At 40.0% G+C, this 20,009-nt stretch carries 15 protein-coding genes and 1 pseudogene; all 16 read right to left on the bottom strand.

Annotation, left to right across the window (positions count from 1 at the left end):
* Nucleotides 1-9: 9 nt before the first annotated feature.
* On the bottom strand, nucleotides 10-627 hold the full coding sequence (cysE, locus tag QM928_RS02645; protein ID WP_414294411.1) for a serine O-acetyltransferase: 618 nt from the start codon (nucleotides 625-627) through the stop codon (nucleotides 10-12).
* Nucleotides 628-642: 15 nt separating this feature from the next.
* Nucleotides 643-2,856, bottom strand: coding sequence for a polyribonucleotide nucleotidyltransferase (gene pnp, locus QM928_RS02640; protein ID WP_414294412.1), 2,214 nt, complete (start codon nucleotides 2,854-2,856; stop codon nucleotides 643-645).
* 356 nt (nucleotides 2,857-3,212) lie between these two features.
* Nucleotides 3,213-4,079 (bottom strand): methylenetetrahydrofolate reductase [NAD(P)H], encoded by an 867-nt coding sequence (metF, locus tag QM928_RS02635; protein WP_414294413.1) that lies wholly within the window; start codon nucleotides 4,077-4,079, stop codon nucleotides 3,213-3,215.
* 62 nt (nucleotides 4,080-4,141) lie between these two features.
* Nucleotides 4,142-6,391, bottom strand: coding sequence for a 5-methyltetrahydropteroyltriglutamate--homocysteine S-methyltransferase (gene metE / locus QM928_RS02630; protein ID WP_414294414.1), 2,250 nt, complete (start codon nucleotides 6,389-6,391; stop codon nucleotides 4,142-4,144).
* Between the two features lie 243 nt (nucleotides 6,392-6,634).
* A complete protein-coding gene (locus tag QM928_RS02625; protein WP_414294415.1) occupies nucleotides 6,635-6,997 on the bottom strand; it encodes a TIGR02328 family protein in 363 nt (120 codons plus the stop codon).
* Entirely contained in the window at nucleotides 6,981-7,385 is a 405-nt protein-coding gene (locus tag QM928_RS02620; RefSeq protein WP_414294416.1) for a YbgA family protein, read from the bottom strand. Before QM928_RS02620 ends, QM928_RS02625 begins: the two co-directional genes overlap by 17 nt.
* A gap of 140 nt (nucleotides 7,386-7,525) precedes the next feature.
* A complete protein-coding gene (locus QM928_RS02615) occupies nucleotides 7,526-8,611 on the bottom strand; it encodes a HigA family addiction module antitoxin (protein ID WP_414294417.1) in 1,086 nt (361 codons plus the stop codon).
* A complete protein-coding gene (locus tag QM928_RS02610; RefSeq protein ID WP_414294418.1) occupies nucleotides 8,604-8,942 on the bottom strand; it encodes an addiction module toxin RelE in 339 nt (112 codons plus the stop codon). Before QM928_RS02610 ends, QM928_RS02615 begins: the two co-directional genes overlap by 8 nt.
* 127 nt (nucleotides 8,943-9,069) lie before the next feature.
* Complete coding sequence (locus QM928_RS02605; protein ID WP_414294419.1) at nucleotides 9,070-10,671, bottom strand: type I restriction-modification system subunit M; 1,602 nt, start codon at nucleotides 10,669-10,671, stop codon at nucleotides 9,070-9,072.
* A 45-nt stretch (nucleotides 10,672-10,716) separates the two neighbouring features.
* A complete protein-coding gene (locus QM928_RS02600; protein WP_414294420.1) occupies nucleotides 10,717-11,472 on the bottom strand; it encodes a hypothetical protein in 756 nt (251 codons plus the stop codon).
* A 116-nt stretch (nucleotides 11,473-11,588) separates the two neighbouring features.
* Nucleotides 11,589-12,464, bottom strand: a pseudogene (locus tag QM928_RS02595) (HAD family hydrolase); the annotation flags it as partial.
* Between the two features lie 16 nt (nucleotides 12,465-12,480).
* Nucleotides 12,481-13,683 (bottom strand): restriction endonuclease subunit S, encoded by a 1,203-nt coding sequence (locus QM928_RS02590; protein WP_315639423.1) that lies wholly within the window; start codon nucleotides 13,681-13,683, stop codon nucleotides 12,481-12,483.
* 7 nt (nucleotides 13,684-13,690) lie between these two features.
* Complete coding sequence (locus tag QM928_RS02585) at nucleotides 13,691-15,328, bottom strand: P-loop ATPase, Sll1717 family (RefSeq protein ID WP_414294421.1); 1,638 nt, start codon at nucleotides 15,326-15,328, stop codon at nucleotides 13,691-13,693.
* A 153-nt stretch (nucleotides 15,329-15,481) separates the two neighbouring features.
* Entirely contained in the window at nucleotides 15,482-16,243 is a 762-nt protein-coding gene (locus QM928_RS02580) for a DUF6261 family protein (RefSeq protein ID WP_315639427.1), read from the bottom strand.
* 18 nt (nucleotides 16,244-16,261) lie between these two features.
* Nucleotides 16,262-16,480, bottom strand: a complete 219-nt coding sequence (locus QM928_RS02575; protein ID WP_315639428.1) for a hypothetical protein — start codon at nucleotides 16,478-16,480, stop codon at nucleotides 16,262-16,264.
* 408 nt (nucleotides 16,481-16,888) lie between these two features.
* Entirely contained in the window at nucleotides 16,889-19,879 is a 2,991-nt protein-coding gene (locus QM928_RS02570; protein ID WP_414294422.1) for a type I restriction endonuclease subunit R, read from the bottom strand.
* Nucleotides 19,880-20,009 lie beyond the last annotated feature (130 nt).

Here is a 20,009-nt window from a genome sequence, read left to right as displayed (position 1 = left end):
AGGTATCCTCTACAAACCAGACGATCTGTGACTGGCGTCTTTAGCCTGCTCAAGTTTATTGACATAGTACTCTCGTTTTTCTTCAACTTCGTGAATGACCGGCTCGTCTTTTTTACCATGAACACGGACAATCTTAGCCGGAATACCGACCACTGTCACATCGCTAGGTACATCTGCCACGACAACTGCTGCAGCACCGACCTTGGCATTTTCACCGATTTCTACTGGCCCGATAACTTGGGCATGGGCTGATATTAAAGCTCCTTTTCGCACGGTTGGATGACGTTTACCAACATCCTTACCAGTCCCCCCAAGAGTCACTCCGTGATAAAGGAGAACACCTTTTTCAACAATCGCTGTCTCCCCAATCACCAGACCAGAACCGTGGTCGATAAAGACACCTGAATCAATCTGGGCACCTGGATGAATCTCAATCTGCGTCCAAAAGCGCCAAAATTGACTGTGCATACGAGCCAGGAGTTTAAAGCCATACTTCCAGAGAAAATGCGAAAGACGGTGGGCCGCCAAGGCCTTGACACCTGGATAAGTCAGCAAAACCTCCAAAGTGGTGCGGGCCGCTGGATCATTTTCTTTTACGATATCAATGGTTTCGCGCCACCATCCCATACATTTCTCCTTTTCTTATTCTGAATCTTTTGGTGTTTCTGTAAATTCTTTCTTAGGTTTGTGATCCTTGTGATGACGTGGGCGGTGAGAACGATCTGACTTTTCACCTTTTTCATCACGTTCAGGTTTTGGCGGACGTGGCAAGAGTGCCTTCATAGAAGCATCTACACGACCTTTTTCATCGATCTTAATAACCTTCACATCTACAAAATCACCAATTTGAACTAAATCTTCTACATTATTGGTACGAGTCCAAGCCATTTCAGAGATATGAACGAGGGCGTCTGTCTTGTCAAAGAGGTTGACAAAGGCACCGAATTTCTCGATACGCACAACTTTGGCATGGTAGACTTCATCCACTTTCGCTTCACGAACCAAACCAGCAATGATTTCTTTAGCGCGGTTAATGGCAGCTTGGTCACTAGAGTAGATAGATACGTTACCTTCTTCGTCGATATCAATCTTAACGCCTGTTTCAGCGATGATCTTATCGATGGTTTCTCCACCCTTACCGATAACAATCTTAATCTTATCAACATCAATCTTGATAGTATCAATTTTCGGAGCAGTTGGAGCCAATTCTGGACGAACTTCTGGAATGGTTGCTTCAATCACGTCAAGAATTTCAAAACGAGCTTTCTTGGCTTGAGCAAGAGCTTCAGTCAAGATTTCTGCAGTAATTCCTTGAATCTTGATATCCATTTGAAGGGCTGTAATCCCATCGCGAGTACCTGCAACCTTAAAGTCCATATCTCCAAAGTGGTCTTCCAAACCTTGGATATCTGTCAATACGGTGTAGTTGTTTCCATCTGAGATGAGACCCATGGCAATACCTGCTACTGGAGCCTTGATTGGCACACCACCAGCCATAAGGGCAAGTGTTCCCGCACAGATGGATGCTTGAGATGAAGAACCGTTTGATTCCAAGACTTCTGCTACCAAACGAATCGCATATGGGAATTCTTCCAAGCTTGGTAATACTTGAGCTAGAGCACGCTCGCCAAGAGCACCGTGACCAATTTCACGACGACCTGGAGCACCGTAACGTCCAGTTTCCCCAACAGAGTATTGTGGGAAGTTATAGTGGTGCATGAAGCGTTTCTTGTACTCTGGATCCAAACCATCGATGATTTGAGTTTCACCCATTGGCGCCAAAGTCAAGATAGAAAGAGCCTGAGTTTGTCCACGAGTAAAGAGACCTGAACCGTGTACGCGAGGAAGGTAGTCCACTTGTGCATCCAAAGGACGGATTTCATCGACCTTACGGCCGTCAGGACGAACCTTGTCTTCTGTGATCAAACGGCGCACTTCTGCATGTTCCATTTGTTCCAAGATTTCAGCCACATCACGCATGATACGGTCAAATTCTTCGTGGTCTGCATATTTTTCTTCGTAAACTGCTGTGACTTGGTCTTTAACTGCTTGAGTTGCAGCTTCACGCGCCAATTTTTCTTCTACTTGGACTGCTTTTTGAAGGTCGCTGTTGTAGGCTGCGATGATTTCAGCTTGCAATTCAGCATCCACATGAAGCAATTCTACTTCTGCTTTTTCTTTACCTACTGCTGCTACGATTTCTTCTTGGAAGGCAATCAATTCTTTGACAGCTTCATGTCCTTTGAGAAGAGCTTCCAACATGATTTCTTCTGACAATTCTTTGGCACCAGACTCTACCATGTTGATAGCGTGCTTTGTACCAGCTACTGTCAATTCAAGAAGCGATTGCTCTGCTTGTTCTTGAGTCGGGTTGATGATGATTTGGCCATCGATATAACCTACTTGTACCCCAGCGATTGGTCCGTCAAACGGAATATCTGAGATAGAAAGTGCCAAGGATGAACCAAACATAGCTGCCATTGGTGCAGATGCATTTTCATCGTAAGAAAGTACCGTATTGATCACTTGCACTTCATTACGGAAACCTTCCGCAAACATTGGACGGATTGGACGGTCAATCAAACGCGCTGTCAAAGTCGCATCTGTTGAAGGACGTCCTTCACGTTTCATAAAGCCACCAGGAAATTTCCCAGCCGCATACATTTTTTCTTCGTAGTTGACTTGAAGCGGGAAAAAATCCCCAGTTGCCATCTTCTTAGACATAACGGCAGCAGTCAAGACAGTTGTCTCACCGTAACGCACCACAACAGAGCCATTTGCTTGCTTAGCAACCTGACCAGTCTCTACGATCAACTCACGACCCGCAAAAGTCGTTTGAAACACTTGTTTTGTCATTTTAATCCCCTTTGGATTGATAAAATTATACGCCTTGCCTACAAAAATCAGGATACAAAGGGCGTTAAGAATCCCGTATGAAAATAGGAGATTGACGCAGTGTGCGATGCACATCAGGAAATCTATCTTTTTCACTAGGGATTTAGCCCGTGTTCAACTCCGAAAATACTTTAGGTCTGATTCTTTACCTTACATATCTTTGATATAAGATTAAGACTGCTTAAACATCGTTTATACCCTCATCTTTGTATCAAGTACGTACAGAGTCTATTTTATCATATTTTTCTTAAAAAGTGCTGGCTTTTCTATTAAAAAGGAACCATTCCTCCATGAAAAGAAGAATGGTTTGCTTTTTATTATCCTAAAGATTGGTGATTAAACAAGGCATGGGTTGCTTGGTGAATGTACTGAGCAGTATCTGCATTATTCATGGTGTAGAGATGCACCCCTGCTACGTCTTGCGTTACCAAGTCCACGATTTGGTCCACAGCATAGGCAAGTCCTGCTGCTCTGAGTGACTCAGGGTCATTCTCATACTTGTCTAAGATAGCTTTAAACTTACGTGGAAGATGGATATTCTCACAAGTCTTCAAGAGACGAAGAGCTTGGTTACGATTCAGGATTGGCATGATTCCTGCATGAATAGGAACATCAATCCCAGCCAAGGTACATTTATCTTGGAAATCGTAGAAACGCTCATTGTCAAAGAAAAGCTGAGTGACAAGACTTGAACAGCCTGCATCTACTTTTTTCTTGAGATTTTGAATATCTGAGATTTGATTTGGCGAATCAGGGTGCCCTTCTGGGTAACAAGCGCCAATAATTTCAAAGTGTGGCGCCTGCTCCTTGATGAATTCAATCAGGTCTGTCGCATAACGGAAGTCCTTTTGTGGTTCCACATCAGGAATGAGATCTCCACGAAGAGCCAAGATTTTCTGAACCCCAACCTTATCAAAATCTGCAATAGTCTCAGCCACCTTATCCTTGGTCAGATAGATAGCTGGCAAGTGAGCAATGGTTGGAATCTCCAAGTCATTTTGGATATAGTCTGCCAAACGAACCGTCGTCTCTTTGATATTAAATTTATTATTGCTGGCAGTCACACTGATAAAGTGTGGCGCCAAGTCCTGCATATCTTTCAGGGCCGCAATAATTTTGTCATTGCCTACTGCTGGGTTTGGAGGGAAAACTTCAAATGAGAGGGACGGTGTTTGACGTGACATATGTATAAACCTTTTCTAGTTGATTTCTTACTGATCAACCGTGTAGGGAGACTTGTCTTTTCTTACAATTTCTCACGCGCAGCTTTAGCAGCTTCTACAAGGCGGATCAAGCTTTCTTTAGTTTCTGGGATACCACGTGTTTTCAAACCACAGTCAGGGTTGATCCAAACTTTTCTGCTTGGTACTTTAGCAAGAATTGCTTCGATGGTGTGGTCGATTTCGCCTTCATTAGGCACACGAGGAGAGTGGATATCGTAAACTCCAGGACCCACTTCTGTCTGGAAGTTTTGAGCTTTAAGTTCGTCCAAGATTTCAAGATTTGAACGGCTAGCTTCAAAGGAAATAACATCTGCATCCATGTTGTCGATAGCTGGGATGATATCTGTAAATTCTGAGTAACACATGTGAGTGTGGATTTGTGTGTCTGGTGCTACTGTTGAGTGTACCAAACGGAAGGCTGGAATAGCCCAGTCAAGGTAATCTTCGTACCAGTCGCTACGACGGAGTGGCAATTTCTCACGAAGAGCAGCCTCGTCGATTTGGATGATTTTCACGCCTGCAGCTTCAAGGTCAAGAACTTCATCCTTGATAGCAAGAGCGATTTGAAGAGTAGAATCCTTGATAGAGATGTCTTCACGTGGGAATGACCAGTTAAGAATGGTAACAGGTCCAGTCAACATACCTTTAACAGGTTTGTCAGTACGACTTTGTGCATAGCTAGACCATTTAACAGTGATTGGGTTGAGACGAGTCACATCACCCCAGATGATTGGTGGTTTAACACCACGCATACCGTATGATTGTACCCAACCGTTTTTAGAGAAGAGGTAACCTGACAAGTTTTGACCGAAGTACTCAACCATGTCATTACGCTCAAATTCACCGTGAACAAGGACATCAAAGTCGATATCTTCTTGCCATTTGATCCATTCGTCAATTGTTTCAGCAAGGAAAGCGTCATACTCTTCTTGAGACAATTCACCTTTACGGTAAGCCAAACGTTTAGCACGAACTTCTTTTGTTTGAGGGAATGAACCAATAGTTGTTGTTGGAAGAGCTGGAAGTTTGAAAGCTTCTTCTTGGATAGCTTCACGTTCAGCAAATGCTGGCAAACGAGTGTAGTCTGCATCAGTCAAACCAGCGATACGCGCACGAAGTTCCGCATTTTCACCAACACGCTCAGTCGCAAAGAGTTCTTTGTTGGCTGCAAGTGCTTCTTCACCTTGACCATTGCGGATAGCATCCAAATCACGAATCTCATCCAATTTTTCAACTGCAAAAGCAAAATGGTTCAAGATTGCTGGTTCAAATTCTTCATTAGCAGTTGTAAATGGCACATGAAGAAGTGAGCATGAGCTTGTCAAGACAATGTTTTCAGCTGGGATTTGCTCAAGAACAGCCAAGCTCTTTTCATAGTTGTTACGCCAGATGTTTTTACCATTGACAATACCTGCATAAAGAGTCTTATCAGCTGGGAAACCACCTTTAACCAATTCAAGAGTTTTCTTACCTTCAACGAAGTCAAGACCGATAGCATCTACTGGCAAGTTTACAAGGTCAGCGTAAACGTCACGAACGTCTCCGAAGTAAGTTTGAAGCAAGACTTCAAGACCTTTTTTGTCAGCCAAGAGTTTGTTGTAGAGGTTCAAGAAGAGAGCTTTTTCTTCGGCTGTCAAGTCTTTGACAAGAGCAGCTTCGTCGAGTTGAATACGAGTCGCACCAAGTTCAGCCAATTTTGCAAAAACATCTTGGTAAGCAGCTACTAAGCTATCTACGAAGTCTTCTGCTTTCACGCCTTCTTCAAAGTCTGACAATTGAAGGAAAGTGAATGGACCTACAAGGACAGGACGAGTGTTAAGACCAAGTTCTTTTGCTTCTTGGAACTCATCAAAAATCTTGTGACCAGCCAATTTTACTTGAGTGTCTTTTTCAAATTTTGGAACGATATAGTGGTAGTTGGTGTTGAACCATTTCTTCATCGGAAGGGCACGAACATCCCCTTTTTCTCCTTGGTAACCACGTCCCAAAGCAAAGTAGCGTTCAAGATCTGACAATTCCAAGTTTTGAACTGATGCAGGCACTACGTTGAAAAGGAAAGCAGCATCAAGGAAGTTATCATAGTGTGAAAAGTCATTTGATGGGATTTCAGTGATGCCTTTTTCTTTGACGATGTTCCAGTGTTTTGCACGCAATTCTTTAGCGGCAGCCAAGAGTTCTTCTTCTGAGATTTCTTTTCTAAAGTATTTTTCAGTTGTAAATTTTAATTCGCGGAATTCACCCAAACGAGGGAAACCGATAATTGTAGTTGACATGTTTTGTCCTCCAAAAATTGTTGTTGAAACTATCTTAACAGAAAAGAAATCATCTGTATAATTGTAAAAAATTAGGCTTTGATATAGTTTGAAACTATATCGTTTTTCAAAGAACAAAAAAAGATTTGGAGAAGATTCCCCAAATCCTTTGATAGACAACGATTCATATACTTTTTAAATAGCTAGGTTCAGAACAAAAGATCAACGAATTGAAAGCTGCCTATGGCTTGTTATTAGAAAAGACTATAGGTCGATCCCTTTCTCTCGAAGATTAGCCAGACACTGCTCATAGTAGGTAGAGTCGTGTTCGCTATAGATAGGATTTCTCAGCTTCTCCTCTGCTAAGTCTTGATAAGGAAGGCAGGTCTTGCCACGGTAGTTCTTATCCAACCACTCTGGACTGACATTGTAGCCACGGTCAGTCATCTCCTCCATGATCAAACGATGATAGGCATAGAGATGATAAGGCGAGTGGGTAAAGACATAGTCAACCGTCGCATGCTTTCTGCCCCAGCCATTGCCACGTAGGGCACAACACTCTCGATGTTGCCCCAAGAGCTGAGGACGGGGAAGTTGTGGAATCAAAGCCTCATGCCAAAGTCTCATGGGAGTCTCCTTTCAACAAAGTCGATTCTTGCAGATAAGCATTTGGGTAACGTTCAAGTAAATCTCGAGTCCTAACAATCAAATCTTCCTTAGAAGCTTGACCAAAGCGATAGCGATCTAGCAAGAGCATATAATTTTTGCGCTCATCAAGGCTGGCTTGCTTTTTAAAATAGCCCCAAATATGCTGAAAGGCATTGCAAACCTGACCCCTGTGTTCTGGAAGCTGGCAGGCACAGTCAATCATCTCTTGAACCTGACTCAGCTCCACCACTTCTTGCTTGAGATACTGGCGAATATCCTTGTAAATATTGCTGGAATGGCTCAAAACAAGGTATTTATTTTCCGCCCAGAGTTGTTGACAAAGGGCACGTTGGTTGTTGTTTTCCATATTTCTCCTAACTTTCTACTAGTTCCCAGGAAATACGGAAACAAAGTTATATCTATAAAGTGAGCGAATTATGAGCGAATAAAGATGTTCTAAGTACTGGCCGTATGAAGCTTTTTCATCTTTTAAAAACTTCCTGCGACTCATGAAACAAAGTAATAATTTTCTTTTAGTTCTCGGAAACGGTCAAAACTGAGAATGCCCTCATTTTGTAATCTGCCTAAAACTACGCTCGGATGAATATCGATTTCCTCCGCAAAACATATGATATCCGACTTATCAAAATTTCCTTTTTTGACAAAAGTTTGATAGTCTTCTGGACTAATCAAGAAATCTTTTGCAAACTGATCTGCTCGTTCCTCAGAACGTCGGTAGGATTCACTATTTCCGTCATCAGATGAAAAATCGTTCTCCAGAATGTGCCCAATCTCATGAAAAAGTGAGAACCAGAAAATATCTGATGCTTTGTTTCGATCCGTCAGTAAAAGCAAGGCACTACCATTACTGAACTTTTTAGTCGCTCCATCCAGATTAGCATTTGGCAAAGCAGGTAAACCGACTAGGACAACACCACAATCTAGCAAGATATCATATAAGCGTTGAGGAAAGACTTCTAGGTCTTGTCTGGTCAACTTTCTCAAAGCAGGCAAGCTTCTCTCTAGCTTTTTGCGGTTGAGCTTAGTAGTTGTTGTATCACGTGCTTTTTTTGATGCCAATTCCAGCATGATATTAGAGTTGACGATACTTTTAGTCGTGAACTCACGCGTATTCCGATAGCTGACTAGATGATTAAAAGATGTAAGGTTTTCTAAACTTGCCACACCTAGAATCTTGCGAAGCTCGACAATCTTTTCTTGCAAGCTATAGCGTTTGTCTGACACGTAGCCTTCTTCCTTAAAATACTTGAAATCAATCATCTCGCAGATTTCTTTCTCGCGACCTTCTTCTAACTCTTTTTGTTCTACAATTTCTGCAACTTTTACATCGTAAGCATTCTGAAGATTGAGCCAAGTTTGCATGGAAACACCGCTTAGCTTGGCTAACTTATGAGCCGTCTCTTTACTGATGGACTCCTCAGCATTGACCAGCTTGCTGACAGTCTTTGCCGAAACTCCTAAGCGCTCCGCAAATTCTTTTTGCGTTACGTTATAATCTTCAATCAATTCTTCAACATACTGACCTGGATGAAAAGCAATCAGGTCTTTGTATTCAACAATTTTATTACTCATAGTGATTGCTGACCTCCTCTATTTTTAGGATTTCGATTTCAACAGGACTTGGAAACACCTTTTCTAAATCTTCATCACGAAATTCTACAATCAACCGATAGGAACTCTTTCGACCATCTATATCCAAAGCAAACTGTCCCTGTCTCTTTCCCTTGAGTTGGTGAAAGTGATATTTAGGAAAAGCTGTCACACTGGCCAAAGAATCTGCTGCTTCCAAAAAGTTAATCAATTGATGCAACTTTACAGCAATCTTATCTGAAAAATCCTTTTTCGCTCGTCTCAGCTCCGTGCACTGCTTTTCAACAGTTTTGTTTGTATAGATCAGCTTCATATATCCCTTTCTGTTAAATTAAATTACCTTTTAGGTAATTTAATTATACCATCTTTAGAGAGTAAAAAACAGCCAAAAGTTGTTCTGACTGGAATATTTAATCTAATTATCGTATCTTACTTCCCCATCACCCTTTAAAGTTTTTCAAAAACTCTTTGAGTTCAGCATCGGCTTCTGGTGTGGTACCGTGGAGTTGATTCAGCATTTCCAGTAATGAAGCTGTTTGGCTTTCGATAGCTTTATTTGTCTCGTTAATCTTGCTGACGATGTCTGTCAGTGGCTCGACTTCTTCTTCCTCAAAGGTATCCACGTAGCGAGGGATATTGAGGTTATAGTCATTTTCGACGATTTCTTCATAGCTTGCTAGGTGGGCAAACTTATCTATCTCCTCACGAGACTTATAAGCCTCCAGAATCTTCTCGATATGAGCATCCGTCATGATATTCTGATTTTTCCCCTTATCAAACTCCTTAGAAGCATCGATAAAGTAGACATCGCGATTGGTACGGTTCTTTTTGAGAATGATAACCGTAGTCGGAATGCTGGTATTAAAGAAGATATTGGCTGGTAGACCGATAACCGTATCAATGGCACCTTCTTCTAATAAGGCCTTACGAATGGTACCTTCCGCATTTCCACGGAAAAGAACACCATGAGGAAGGACGATAGCCATGACCCCATTATCCTGCTTGAGGTGATAATATCCATGTAGGAGGAAGGCAAAGTCAGCCTTGGACTGGGGCGCCAATTTCCCAAAAGGAGAGAAACGAGGGTCAGCCATAAAGCCAGAGCTTGCAGACCACTTAGCAGAGTATGGTGGGTTCATGAGAACCCCGTCAAAGTTAGTCGGCTCTTGAGTCGGCCAGTCTTCATCCAGTGTATCGGCATTGTGTAGGAATTGATTCTCAACAGGAACGCCGTGTAGGATCATGTTCATCCGAGCTAGGTTATAGGTCGAAGTATTGAGCTCCTGACCAAAGTAGACGACTGTCTGCGGTTTATGAGAATATTTCTTGGCATTGAGCAAGAGAGAGCCCGATCCCATAGTCGCATCATAGATGGTAAAACCTTCCTGGTCTTCACGACCCAAAAAGGCAATCTGAGTCATGAGTTTGGCAACAGGCTGAGGTGTATAGAACTCACCAGCTTTCTTGCCCGAGTCAGTCGCAAACTGACCGATCAGATACTCATAGGCATCCCCCAGCATATCACCCGCATGACCAGCCACATCTAGCACAGCCAACTCTTTCATGACTGCTGCTACCGTTTGGTTTTGCTTTTGCGGAGTAGCACCTAGCTTTTTAGAGTAGAGGTCGATATCTTCAAAGAGATTTTCATAGAGGTCGTCACTCTGCTCGATATCACGAAAACCTTGAGCCAGATCTTCCAGCTGGAAAGTCCCTTCATTGACACGCGCCACTAGAGCCGTAAAGGTCAAGTCTGGCTTGATGATATAGTTGAGCTCGTCATTCATGACAGAGACCAAATCCTCATGGGTATCCGCATCCTCGTAGTAATTGCGATAGACCTCAAGGGCATCCTCAAGACTATCTGTCCCCTCTTCCATGGTCTCAGCCACGAAAAAGAGCATCTTGTCTGACAGATACTTGTAGAAGACCATGCCCAAAAGATAGGACTTGTAGTCATTGGCATCCATCTTGGAGCGGAGAACATCCGCTGAATTCCACAGAGCTTGGTAGAGCGACTGGGAAGTTTGTGTTGTTTCCATAGTGTTTCTTTCTAAGTTTTGCAATTAATTTTTTTTAACAAGCAATCATTTATAACAAATCACTTCATTCTCAATCGTTCGAATCAAATCTAAAGGAATAGAAGAGACTGGAAGTTGATAAACAATATTTTTTCGAGGGTTATAAAATCCAAGATTTTCAATAGAAAGGAAGTCAGGGTCAAAGGAATGTAAGCCCATGATATAGTATACAAGGACTTGTAGTGTATGGTCTTTATTAGGAGCTGTTTTAGTCACCTTAAAATCCCATAATGTATCCTTGGTCAGAAAATCTCCATCACCCTTGTCAATCGTATCTGTATAACCTCCAAGAAAGTTAAAGCCATCTTTCACCAAAGGACCATAGAGATCAAAGAAACAAAGACTTCGCTCCACCATGATGCAAATATTCTCTATCGTTCCTGCATCTACTATAATTTCCTCAAAAGGCTTATAATACTTAATCCCCGCACGAAAAACGACATCAAAAGAAACCAAACGACACGCACTTTCTATCGATAAATCGTCCAATCCTGTCACCAAATCGAGCAGTGCTTCTGCTAGGTCTCCCATGCCCACCATCTGAGCTCCCAAGAGAGATATTCTGAAAGCATCACTGGCTTCTGCCCCTTTCATAAAACGGGTCAAGTAGTCCACACAAATCCCCACTAAACTAGGAGATACAGACTCTACAGGATTCAAAACTCTGTGATCTTCGAACTGCTCTACTGAAAATAACTTGATGGGCAAGTAGCCACCTCGAGGTTGGTTAATTTCTTTGATACGTTGTGTTACAGATACCATGATTTCTCCCTTTATTTATATAAAATACGTAATGCCCAGTAATGTTTAGTTCACGCTTATCCAAATTTGAAAAATGAGTCGATTCATTTTTTCTTTGCTCTCAGTTTTCTTGTGCCTGCTTCAACCTTATCAGCATTTTTCTTATTTTCCAATTTTTCATTAAATACTGTTTTATCAATAATTGTCTTGATTAAATTATCAAGTTCTGTTCCTTCCGAGTAATCTGCTGGTACAAAGTAATCAATACGACTATCACGAGTCATTTTGTGGACTTTTTTTCTGTCATTGGTTTTTGGATTGAATACACCGATAGAATAGCCCCCTCGCATTTTAACTAATTTCATACAGGGGATATCAGTATCACTATCACCCAGATAAATCATATTTCTGAAAGGAACTCGTAAATCACTCTCTGGGAAAAATTCATTGACTGCAGAGTCATTTACATCTAAAATACCTTTGGTAATTCTAAAAAGAAATTGAGTCTTATTGGTGTAATTCACTACTTGAGCAGGCCAGACTGCAACCCCATTTTCATCACAATAAAAAGAAGTCGCATAAATTTTCTTAAAGGCCCCCTTCTTAGCTATTGAAGTGCCCTCTATCATCTCTTTCAAACCCGATGAAATAATATAGTGCTCAACAGTTACACCTCGTTCTTCCCCATACTTTCTGATTCGTTCAAACCAGCCTTCAACCCCATCGAATAATGCTACTTCTGAACCAAACCTAGCTAACTCTGTCTTTGTAAATAGGACTTTCCCTGCAGATTCTGTTTTCATAGTATACATATAGGCTAGATTTTGGTCCATATCATTTTTATGGGCAAAACCATTTGACTTCTTCCAAAACTCTCCAATTTCATACCCTAGCTCCTGGATAAACCCTTGAGCTTGCATATCATCAGGAGACAGCGTTTTATCAAAATCATAACAAATGGCTACAACAGGTTTATCATCTTTAGAGAGATGATTCGATTTTACTTTTGACATAAGGTTGTTCTCCTTTTTATATAAACATATCCTGCAAGAGTTTCTTTTTCAAAGTCTCAAGCTGAGAAATTTTTTCTTGGTAAGAATTGATGAGATTATCAAGGTTTGAGAAATAGGCGCCGATGGCTTGTTGTTCAGCTATTGGTGGTAAATAAAATGGAATCTCTGAAAAAGTTGGGAACTGTACACGTTGTTTTTCAATTAGACTTCCTGTTGCAAACTGTTTATATTGATAAATTGCATACATTGTTTTCAATAAAATTTTTAGAAAATCATTATCAAATTTTTCTATATCTCTATTTTTTATCACAATATAATAACCAGAAACTGAAATAGTAACTTCATTATTGTTTAAATCTAAAGCACCTAATGTAAGATTCATTGGATTATAAACAAACTCATTTAAGTTAACCTTTTTAAATTTATCATTCTTTTTTACCAAAAAATCTCTTTTGTAACGATCCGTTTTAGGTGTTAATCCCTTCTCAACTGTTAAACTCCATAACTCATTCTCTACTGAAGGTTCAATATAATTTGATACTTGTTCAAAAATATCACCTAGATAATACTTCTGCCATTTACCTTCAAATCCATCCATACGAATTTCAGGAACTGTCTGTCCAGCTTTTGGAAACATCTTGGAGAGCATGGTCGCCTTGAGAGATTGGTAGTTAGCGAGATTGTCCTTGTAGCTAGCCAGAAGGTCGTCGAGGGTGCGAAAAAGGGAGCCTATTGCAGATTGTTCCTCTTGACTAGGGACTGGAACCTTGGTATTACGAAGCGTTTCTAGCCCCAAAAATTTTTGAGTATTCCCTGCCATTTCAATTTGAATATATTTATTGAATAAGTTCGTTTTTAAATATTGCAATAAAAATTGATTTTGTATTTCTCCACTATTTTTTATCAATCCTACATTTTTTATAGCAAATCCATCTGAATCAACTAAAACAGGCTTCCCTATTGTACCAATAAGGCCAAGCAGAATATCACCGACTTCCACTTTTGAACGTTTATTTATCTCATTATAATCTGATTCAGAAATTAATGATGCATCACATAGATTTAATCCAGAATCTGTTAAATTCTTTGAAGTTACTAAAGGATATCCATTTTCAATATATTTTGGAGATGAGTGAGTCCCATCTCGAACATCTTTGACTTCTTTTAGATCCCTATATAGCCATTCTTCTTTAATTTCACTTACTCTAATCAGTGGCATATGTTTCTCATTTTTCCTTTTTATACTTAATATTATATGCATTTGCATATTCATTGTGAAATTGATAAGCTACATTCAATTCGATATTAGGCATCATATTTGAATAACCCTTTTCCTTCAATGACCAATGTTTAATATCATCTTTCTCAGGTGTTATAGTATCAAAATAACAAATCAGATTAGCATCAAACATCAATTGGAGTAGATAATCCGGGGAGGAAAGTTTATTTGAACTATGTTGCAAACTAATATTACTATTATTATAGGCATCCACAAATTCAGGATATGTAAACTTCTTATGTATTCCTAATTTATTCAATGATCTAAGAAAATTATCAAATACTTTTAATTCGTCTCTAGAAATATAGACAGACATATAATCTGCTAATTCCGTTTTTAGATAATCGTGATACTCTTCCTGTACTCTTTTCAAATCTTTCTTACTAAAAATGTCCTTATTCTTAGAATTTTTATTTTTCTCAATTACTAAATTCAAAAGCGTTAAAATATCTCGTGGTTTATAATTTGAAAAGTATAAAAATTGCACAAAAGAGTTAAGTTTATCAGGGCTTGTAATCGGTTTATAAGGATATGAAAAATAGTGATCCCACGTCTCTCCAAGCATTTTACTTGGTTTATCCTGTTGTTTTGAAAGGTAGTTATCTGCTAGCCGAAATAATAAACCTTGTCTATAATTTTTATCAGCAGTTTCCCATTTTAAATACACTGTATTATTTTTAAGTATTTGACCACCATTATATAATTTCATATCGAAAAGTAAATCTGGCCTAATTAATAAACAAATTCTTACCCCCATACTTCTCAACTTTTTATCACTGTTCAAATTTGCAACTGCATTTGCTAAACCTTCAATACATGCTTTATACACTTCATAATCAACATTCTCTGGTAAGATATCAATTCCATCTATAAAGAAGTCGATAGTTTTTGAAAAGTTTACTTTTTCAAAAAGTTGTTTTGACTCATTGAATAGCTCTGTTAAAGCCATTGAGGTTTTTTGCAAATGAGATGTTGAAGTATTCTGCTCACCACTTTCTCCATTAATTTTGGAGCCTACACCAGTTTTATGTATAGTTAACTTAGCAGAGAGCTCTGAACTAATTTTTTCAGTGTATGATTGAACCACATCTAGGATAGCTTGAAAGTTTGGATCATACGCATTCCGATGAAACTTTTCTATAAAAGATGATATCCTATCAATTTTCTTTTTATAAAAAATTCTTTTGTATATGTTTTTCTTCAAATCATTCTTTATGTAGCTTAAAATCATCATCATAATGACATTTTCCCATATCTCATGATATGGAGTATTCTCTAACTGTCCTCTCTGTTTTAAGCCAATGAACTTATAAAACATTTGAGGAGGAACTCGATTAAGTTCTGCTATACCTTTTCTTTTATTATTGCAATAATATACAGCATAAGCTGTTTTCCCAGAACCCTTTTCACCAACAATAAAATAAGTATTCTGATTAGATATTAATTCATAAAACTCGTCCTTTAAAAATACTCTATCAAATAATTTTTCATCGAGTTTATTTCTTGCCTCATTAAAGTCATCTGCATTCGTACTTAGTGTCCTTAATTCGCTGACTTTTTTAAATTTCTTTTCGTTTTGTACCATTATATTTCATCCCCCATTTATTTCTCACAATCAAAAAGCATTTTAAGTATAATTTTTAAAAATTATACTCCTACATTTTCTCATAATAAAATTATACCACGAATCCACCAAAAAACGCCTTTAGATAATAATATATCTAAAGACGTTTATTTTTTATCCAGCTACTTGTGTCGCTTCTTCTACTTTCACTTTCTTATCCTTCTTACTCGAACCACTCAATCGTCGTTTACTGTCTCGGATTGTGTTTAGATCCTTGAGGAGTTTGGTTAGGTGTTCCTTTTCAGGATAGGCTTCTGCACTGGCTGCGGTAAAGCGCATAAAGAGGTCGTAGATACTAGTTAGTTCTGTGCGGACTTGTTTGGTCTTGCCAACTTCCTTAGTAGACTTATAAGCACGCGCCTGACTTTCCACTTGATCATACTCCTCTTGCGCAATAGTGACTGCCTGTAGCATCGGTGTCAATCCAAGATTCGTCACAGCTGTTTGGTATGGTTCCTCACTTAGTGTTTTGAGAAGACTCTTGACCTCTGCCGTTTCAACATCGTTACTGTGCTTGGTGATATCCTTGTACTTAGTAAATACTGGCTTAAGCGTCTCATAGGCTTCCTTAAGACTGCTTTCTTTGATTTTAGCAAATCCTCTATGAAGTGTAAAGAGACCGACTAAAGCACTATCTCTTTCCTTATCCACTGTTGTCAAACTAGTAGACTCCTTCTTCTCCACACTAGCAAGTTGAGCTTGATAATCTGATAGCTTACTCTTGAAGGAATCAAGATGCTTGCCGTACATAGTCTCATCCTTGTGAGACTTTGTGAAATCTTCTAAGACTTGACTTGTGTCAATCATCAAGCTTTCAAATTCTCGATTAGTAAAGTTAGTATAGCTTAGCGGACGGATGTTATAAGTTTTTGTCATGTTGTGACCTTTCTATTTTTAATGATTATTTTCTATTTGTTCAAACCAATAATGGAACAATTCTGCTAAATAAAGTTGCGGCTGATTTGTCTTTACGATACTTCTTTGTCTATCCTTTGGAACCAAAGAACTTCCCTCTGTTTTATAGGCCTGTATTAAAATAGCTACGATTCCAATTAGACAGATCACCAAAAAACTATGAATCCAATCATCATCAACTGTTTTGTTTTTCTTCATCAGAATTTCCCCTTTAAGTTTATAGATAAATAGTAACAGATAAAAATGAAATTTTAAGCATCGTTGGCTCAACTGACTCTTTTTTCAGCTCAACAGCACACTTTTAGAATTTTTGTAACGTTCAGAGGACAAATCTAACATTTCAAAAATAAAAAATCTCTATCTGACTGGACAAATACCTTGTCTGTCAGATAGAGACTTTTACTATTTTTAGATTTTAACCTTTCTAGCTTTAGAATGCATATAAACTTTAGGAGAGACGACTATTCGAAAGTTCGAAGACCTAAAAACTTTCTCAGCTAGACTATTCGTAGCTTAGAACACTCATAAATTTATGCATTCCTTATCATTCTAAGCTTAGACCACATATAAACTTTAGGAAGTCTATATCTTCGAAACTTCGAAGGACTATCTCCCCACTCTGAGTGGCTCAATCACCTCTTCTATCAGTTGGGTATAGGCTTCTTTGATTTGTTTTTTATAGAGGAGTGGGTTGAGGGCATCTGCCACGTCAACTTTATAGTCCTTGTAGCGCTGACTCTTGGTCAGTTGGCTTTCTCCTAGTTGCTTTTTAGCGCCCTTGCGGTAGTGATTGACATAGTAGCGGAGTTCATCTTCACCCACATACCAGGTCTTACTAAATTCTTGGATATGCTGCTGGATGACTGCTTCAATCATCTGGTCAAGGATATTGGCGATGGATTGACCTCTGTAGCGGTCAGGATTTGCCTGTACTTCTTGCCAAAGTTCTGAGATGATCTGTGCCAGATTTGGATTGGTCTTCTCCAGACTTTGGATAAAGGTATCCACTGCTTCTCTATCCTGTGCGCTGAGACTCTTTTCCGTACTTTTCTCTTGCTCGAGCAGGCTTTGAATCAAGGTCAGGATATAGGCGTAGTTAATCTCATCGACTTGAATAGACTCCAGTTCGTAGTGGATATCCAGTGGCTCCCCATCTTCATCACCATCTTCTGAACGACTTTTAAGTTCGGCAAGGATATTTTGATAGAAGCCTAGATAGTTTTCCAATTCTTCTGCGGTTAGTCCAGTCTCTGCATAGATTTCTTCCTCGTCATACTCTTTATAAACTCGGATAGAAGCCAAGTATTTATCAAAGGATTGATAAGCCTTGGCTAGTTTTCTCAATTCAGGCGTAGAGATTTGTTCGATTTGGAGTCCTTCTTCGGGGTCATCGGTGATTAGATTTCGAAAGTCGCTACAACTTCTCAAAAAGTTTCTCTTTTCCTCTTCCCAGCTAGGGGCTAGGACATCATTTTCACCACCATTTGAGTAGAGCTTGAGGGCATTATCGACTGCTTCCTTAAAGGCTAGTGGCTTTTGGAAGGTGATGATATGACCATAGGTCTTACTAGAATCAAAGATCCGGTTGGTTCGACTAAAAGCCTGAATCAAGTCCTGCGGTTGCATTGGTTTACGATCGATAAAGAGGGTCGATAGACAAGGTGCATCAAATCCTGTTAAGAGACGATTGACCACGATAACCAAGTCCAACTGCTCATTGCGATAGAGATACTTGTCTTGCTTACGGGCAAGGCGGTTATTGACATCGGTATTAAAGCCACGGAGATCTGCCATGGTAAAGTGAGTATCAAACTCTCGGTTATAATCCTCTAAGACCTGCTTCATGTGGTCCTGGTTGGCTCTTGAGTCTTCTTCATTCTCCGTAACGGAGTAGGTGATGGTCGCCTTTGGAAAGTCCGGAAGGACCATCTTGACTCTCTCAGATACCTTGACTCGTGTCTGTCCAGCCTTGACTCTTTTGAGAAGGTCATAGTAGGCTTGGGCTTGAGGGATAGACTTGACAGTCAGGATGGCATTGTAGGTATTGCCCACTCCTTTTTGGAAACCCAGTTGTTGGCGGGATTTATTGATAATGGCGTCCAAGACTTCCAGCATGTGCTCCTCATTTTCATAGACAGTATCTGGTATTTCATTTTCAGCCTGGTCTGTGATGAGGGTATTGCGATAGTCTACCTTAAAGCCTAAAACAGCTCCGTCATGAATAGCTTCCTTGACCGTATACTCATGAAGACGGTCTCCATACTGTTGCTGGGTGGTTTGGGCTAGGTCGCCGACCTGCTGGCGTTTATTTTCCTTAAAGATAGGCGTTCCTGTAAAACCATACCAGAGGGACTGCGGGAAAAAGGCTTTAATGTCTTTTTGTGTTTGTGGTGTCACGGCACGGTGGCATTCATCCACGACAAAGGCCACTCGGAGACTCTTGATTTTGTCCGCATCACGTTGGTAAAGACCTTGGTCAAACTTGCGCATCATAGTGGTGATTTTCTGGATGGTGGTCACTACGACACGCTTATCATTACTTCCTAAGCGCTTGACCAAATCATGTGTATTATCCGTCTCATCGATATCGATGACATCATTGGTCGCATAAGAGAGGAAGGATGATGCGGTCTGTTGGTCCAAGTCCCTGCGGTCAACGACAAAAATAGTCTTTTGAATAGATGGAATTTGAAGGAGATTACGAGCCACCTTATAAGAGGTCAAGGTCTTTCCTGAACCTGTCGTATGCCAAACATAGCCTGATGCTTGCTGACGCGATGCTTCCTGCACCGCTTCGATGGCATGGATCTGATAGGGGCGCAAGAGGATGAGAGATTTCTTACTATCGTCAATAACAGAATACTGCATAACCATCTGATGGGCACGAGGGATAGAAAGAACTTCATGAGCAAAACTGGTCAGATTTGTCACAGGATGATTGTCCTTATCCACCCACTTGGTTAGAAATTGCTTGTTGAGTTTATTTTCGCGAGCTGCAGCGATATAGCGTGTGTCAACTTTATTGGTCACAACAAACATCTGCAAGCTAGAGTAGATACCACGGAATTTACCTTCACGGTCATATTTTTTTATCTGATGAAAGGCATCGATAAATGCTGCTTGGGAACTCTTGAGCTCAATTTGAATCATAGGTAAGCCATTGATGAGAAGAGTAACATCCAGTCTTCGGTCTTGGTCCATAGGATTTACTTTTTCTCGTTGGACTTGATTGACAACTTCGTAGCTAGACTTTCCTGCTGCGATATTGTCACGCCAAATGACTGATAAACGGATGGTACCTAGACTTGCATCTTCTCTTTGAACTTCGACTTTGGCAATGCCGTTTTCTCCAACCAACCACTTAGCAGCATCATAGTAGCTAACAAAGTTTAGTTGGTTCTGAATCTGACGTTTTTCCTGTTCTGTCAAGGGATGGTCTGTCAGCAGAGCAACGTTGTTTTGGGCTAGTTTCTCAAAGAAATTATCCCATAGTTGTTCTTCTGTTTTTAGGTCTTCTCTATAAGTCCATTGGCTTTCACCAGTTACCAGCTGGTTTATCAGTTGTTTTTCTATTTCCAGTTCTGGTTTTACCTGCATCTATATTTCTCCTTCAGAGGTTGACATTCTAGTTATTATTATATCATAGTCCTATCAGAAAAACTTCTGATTTCACTAACTTCACTTTCGTAATACAAATAGTCTTTCTCCTTAAAATATGGTATAGTAG

Origin of the sequence: Streptococcus infantis, assembly GCF_047460405.1 — a bacterium.
GTDB classification, from domain to species: domain Bacteria; phylum Bacillota; class Bacilli; order Lactobacillales; family Streptococcaceae; genus Streptococcus; species Streptococcus infantis_Q.
The sequence above is the reverse complement of the archived record's forward strand: the minus strand, read 5'-3'. Positions and strand labels throughout refer to the sequence as shown.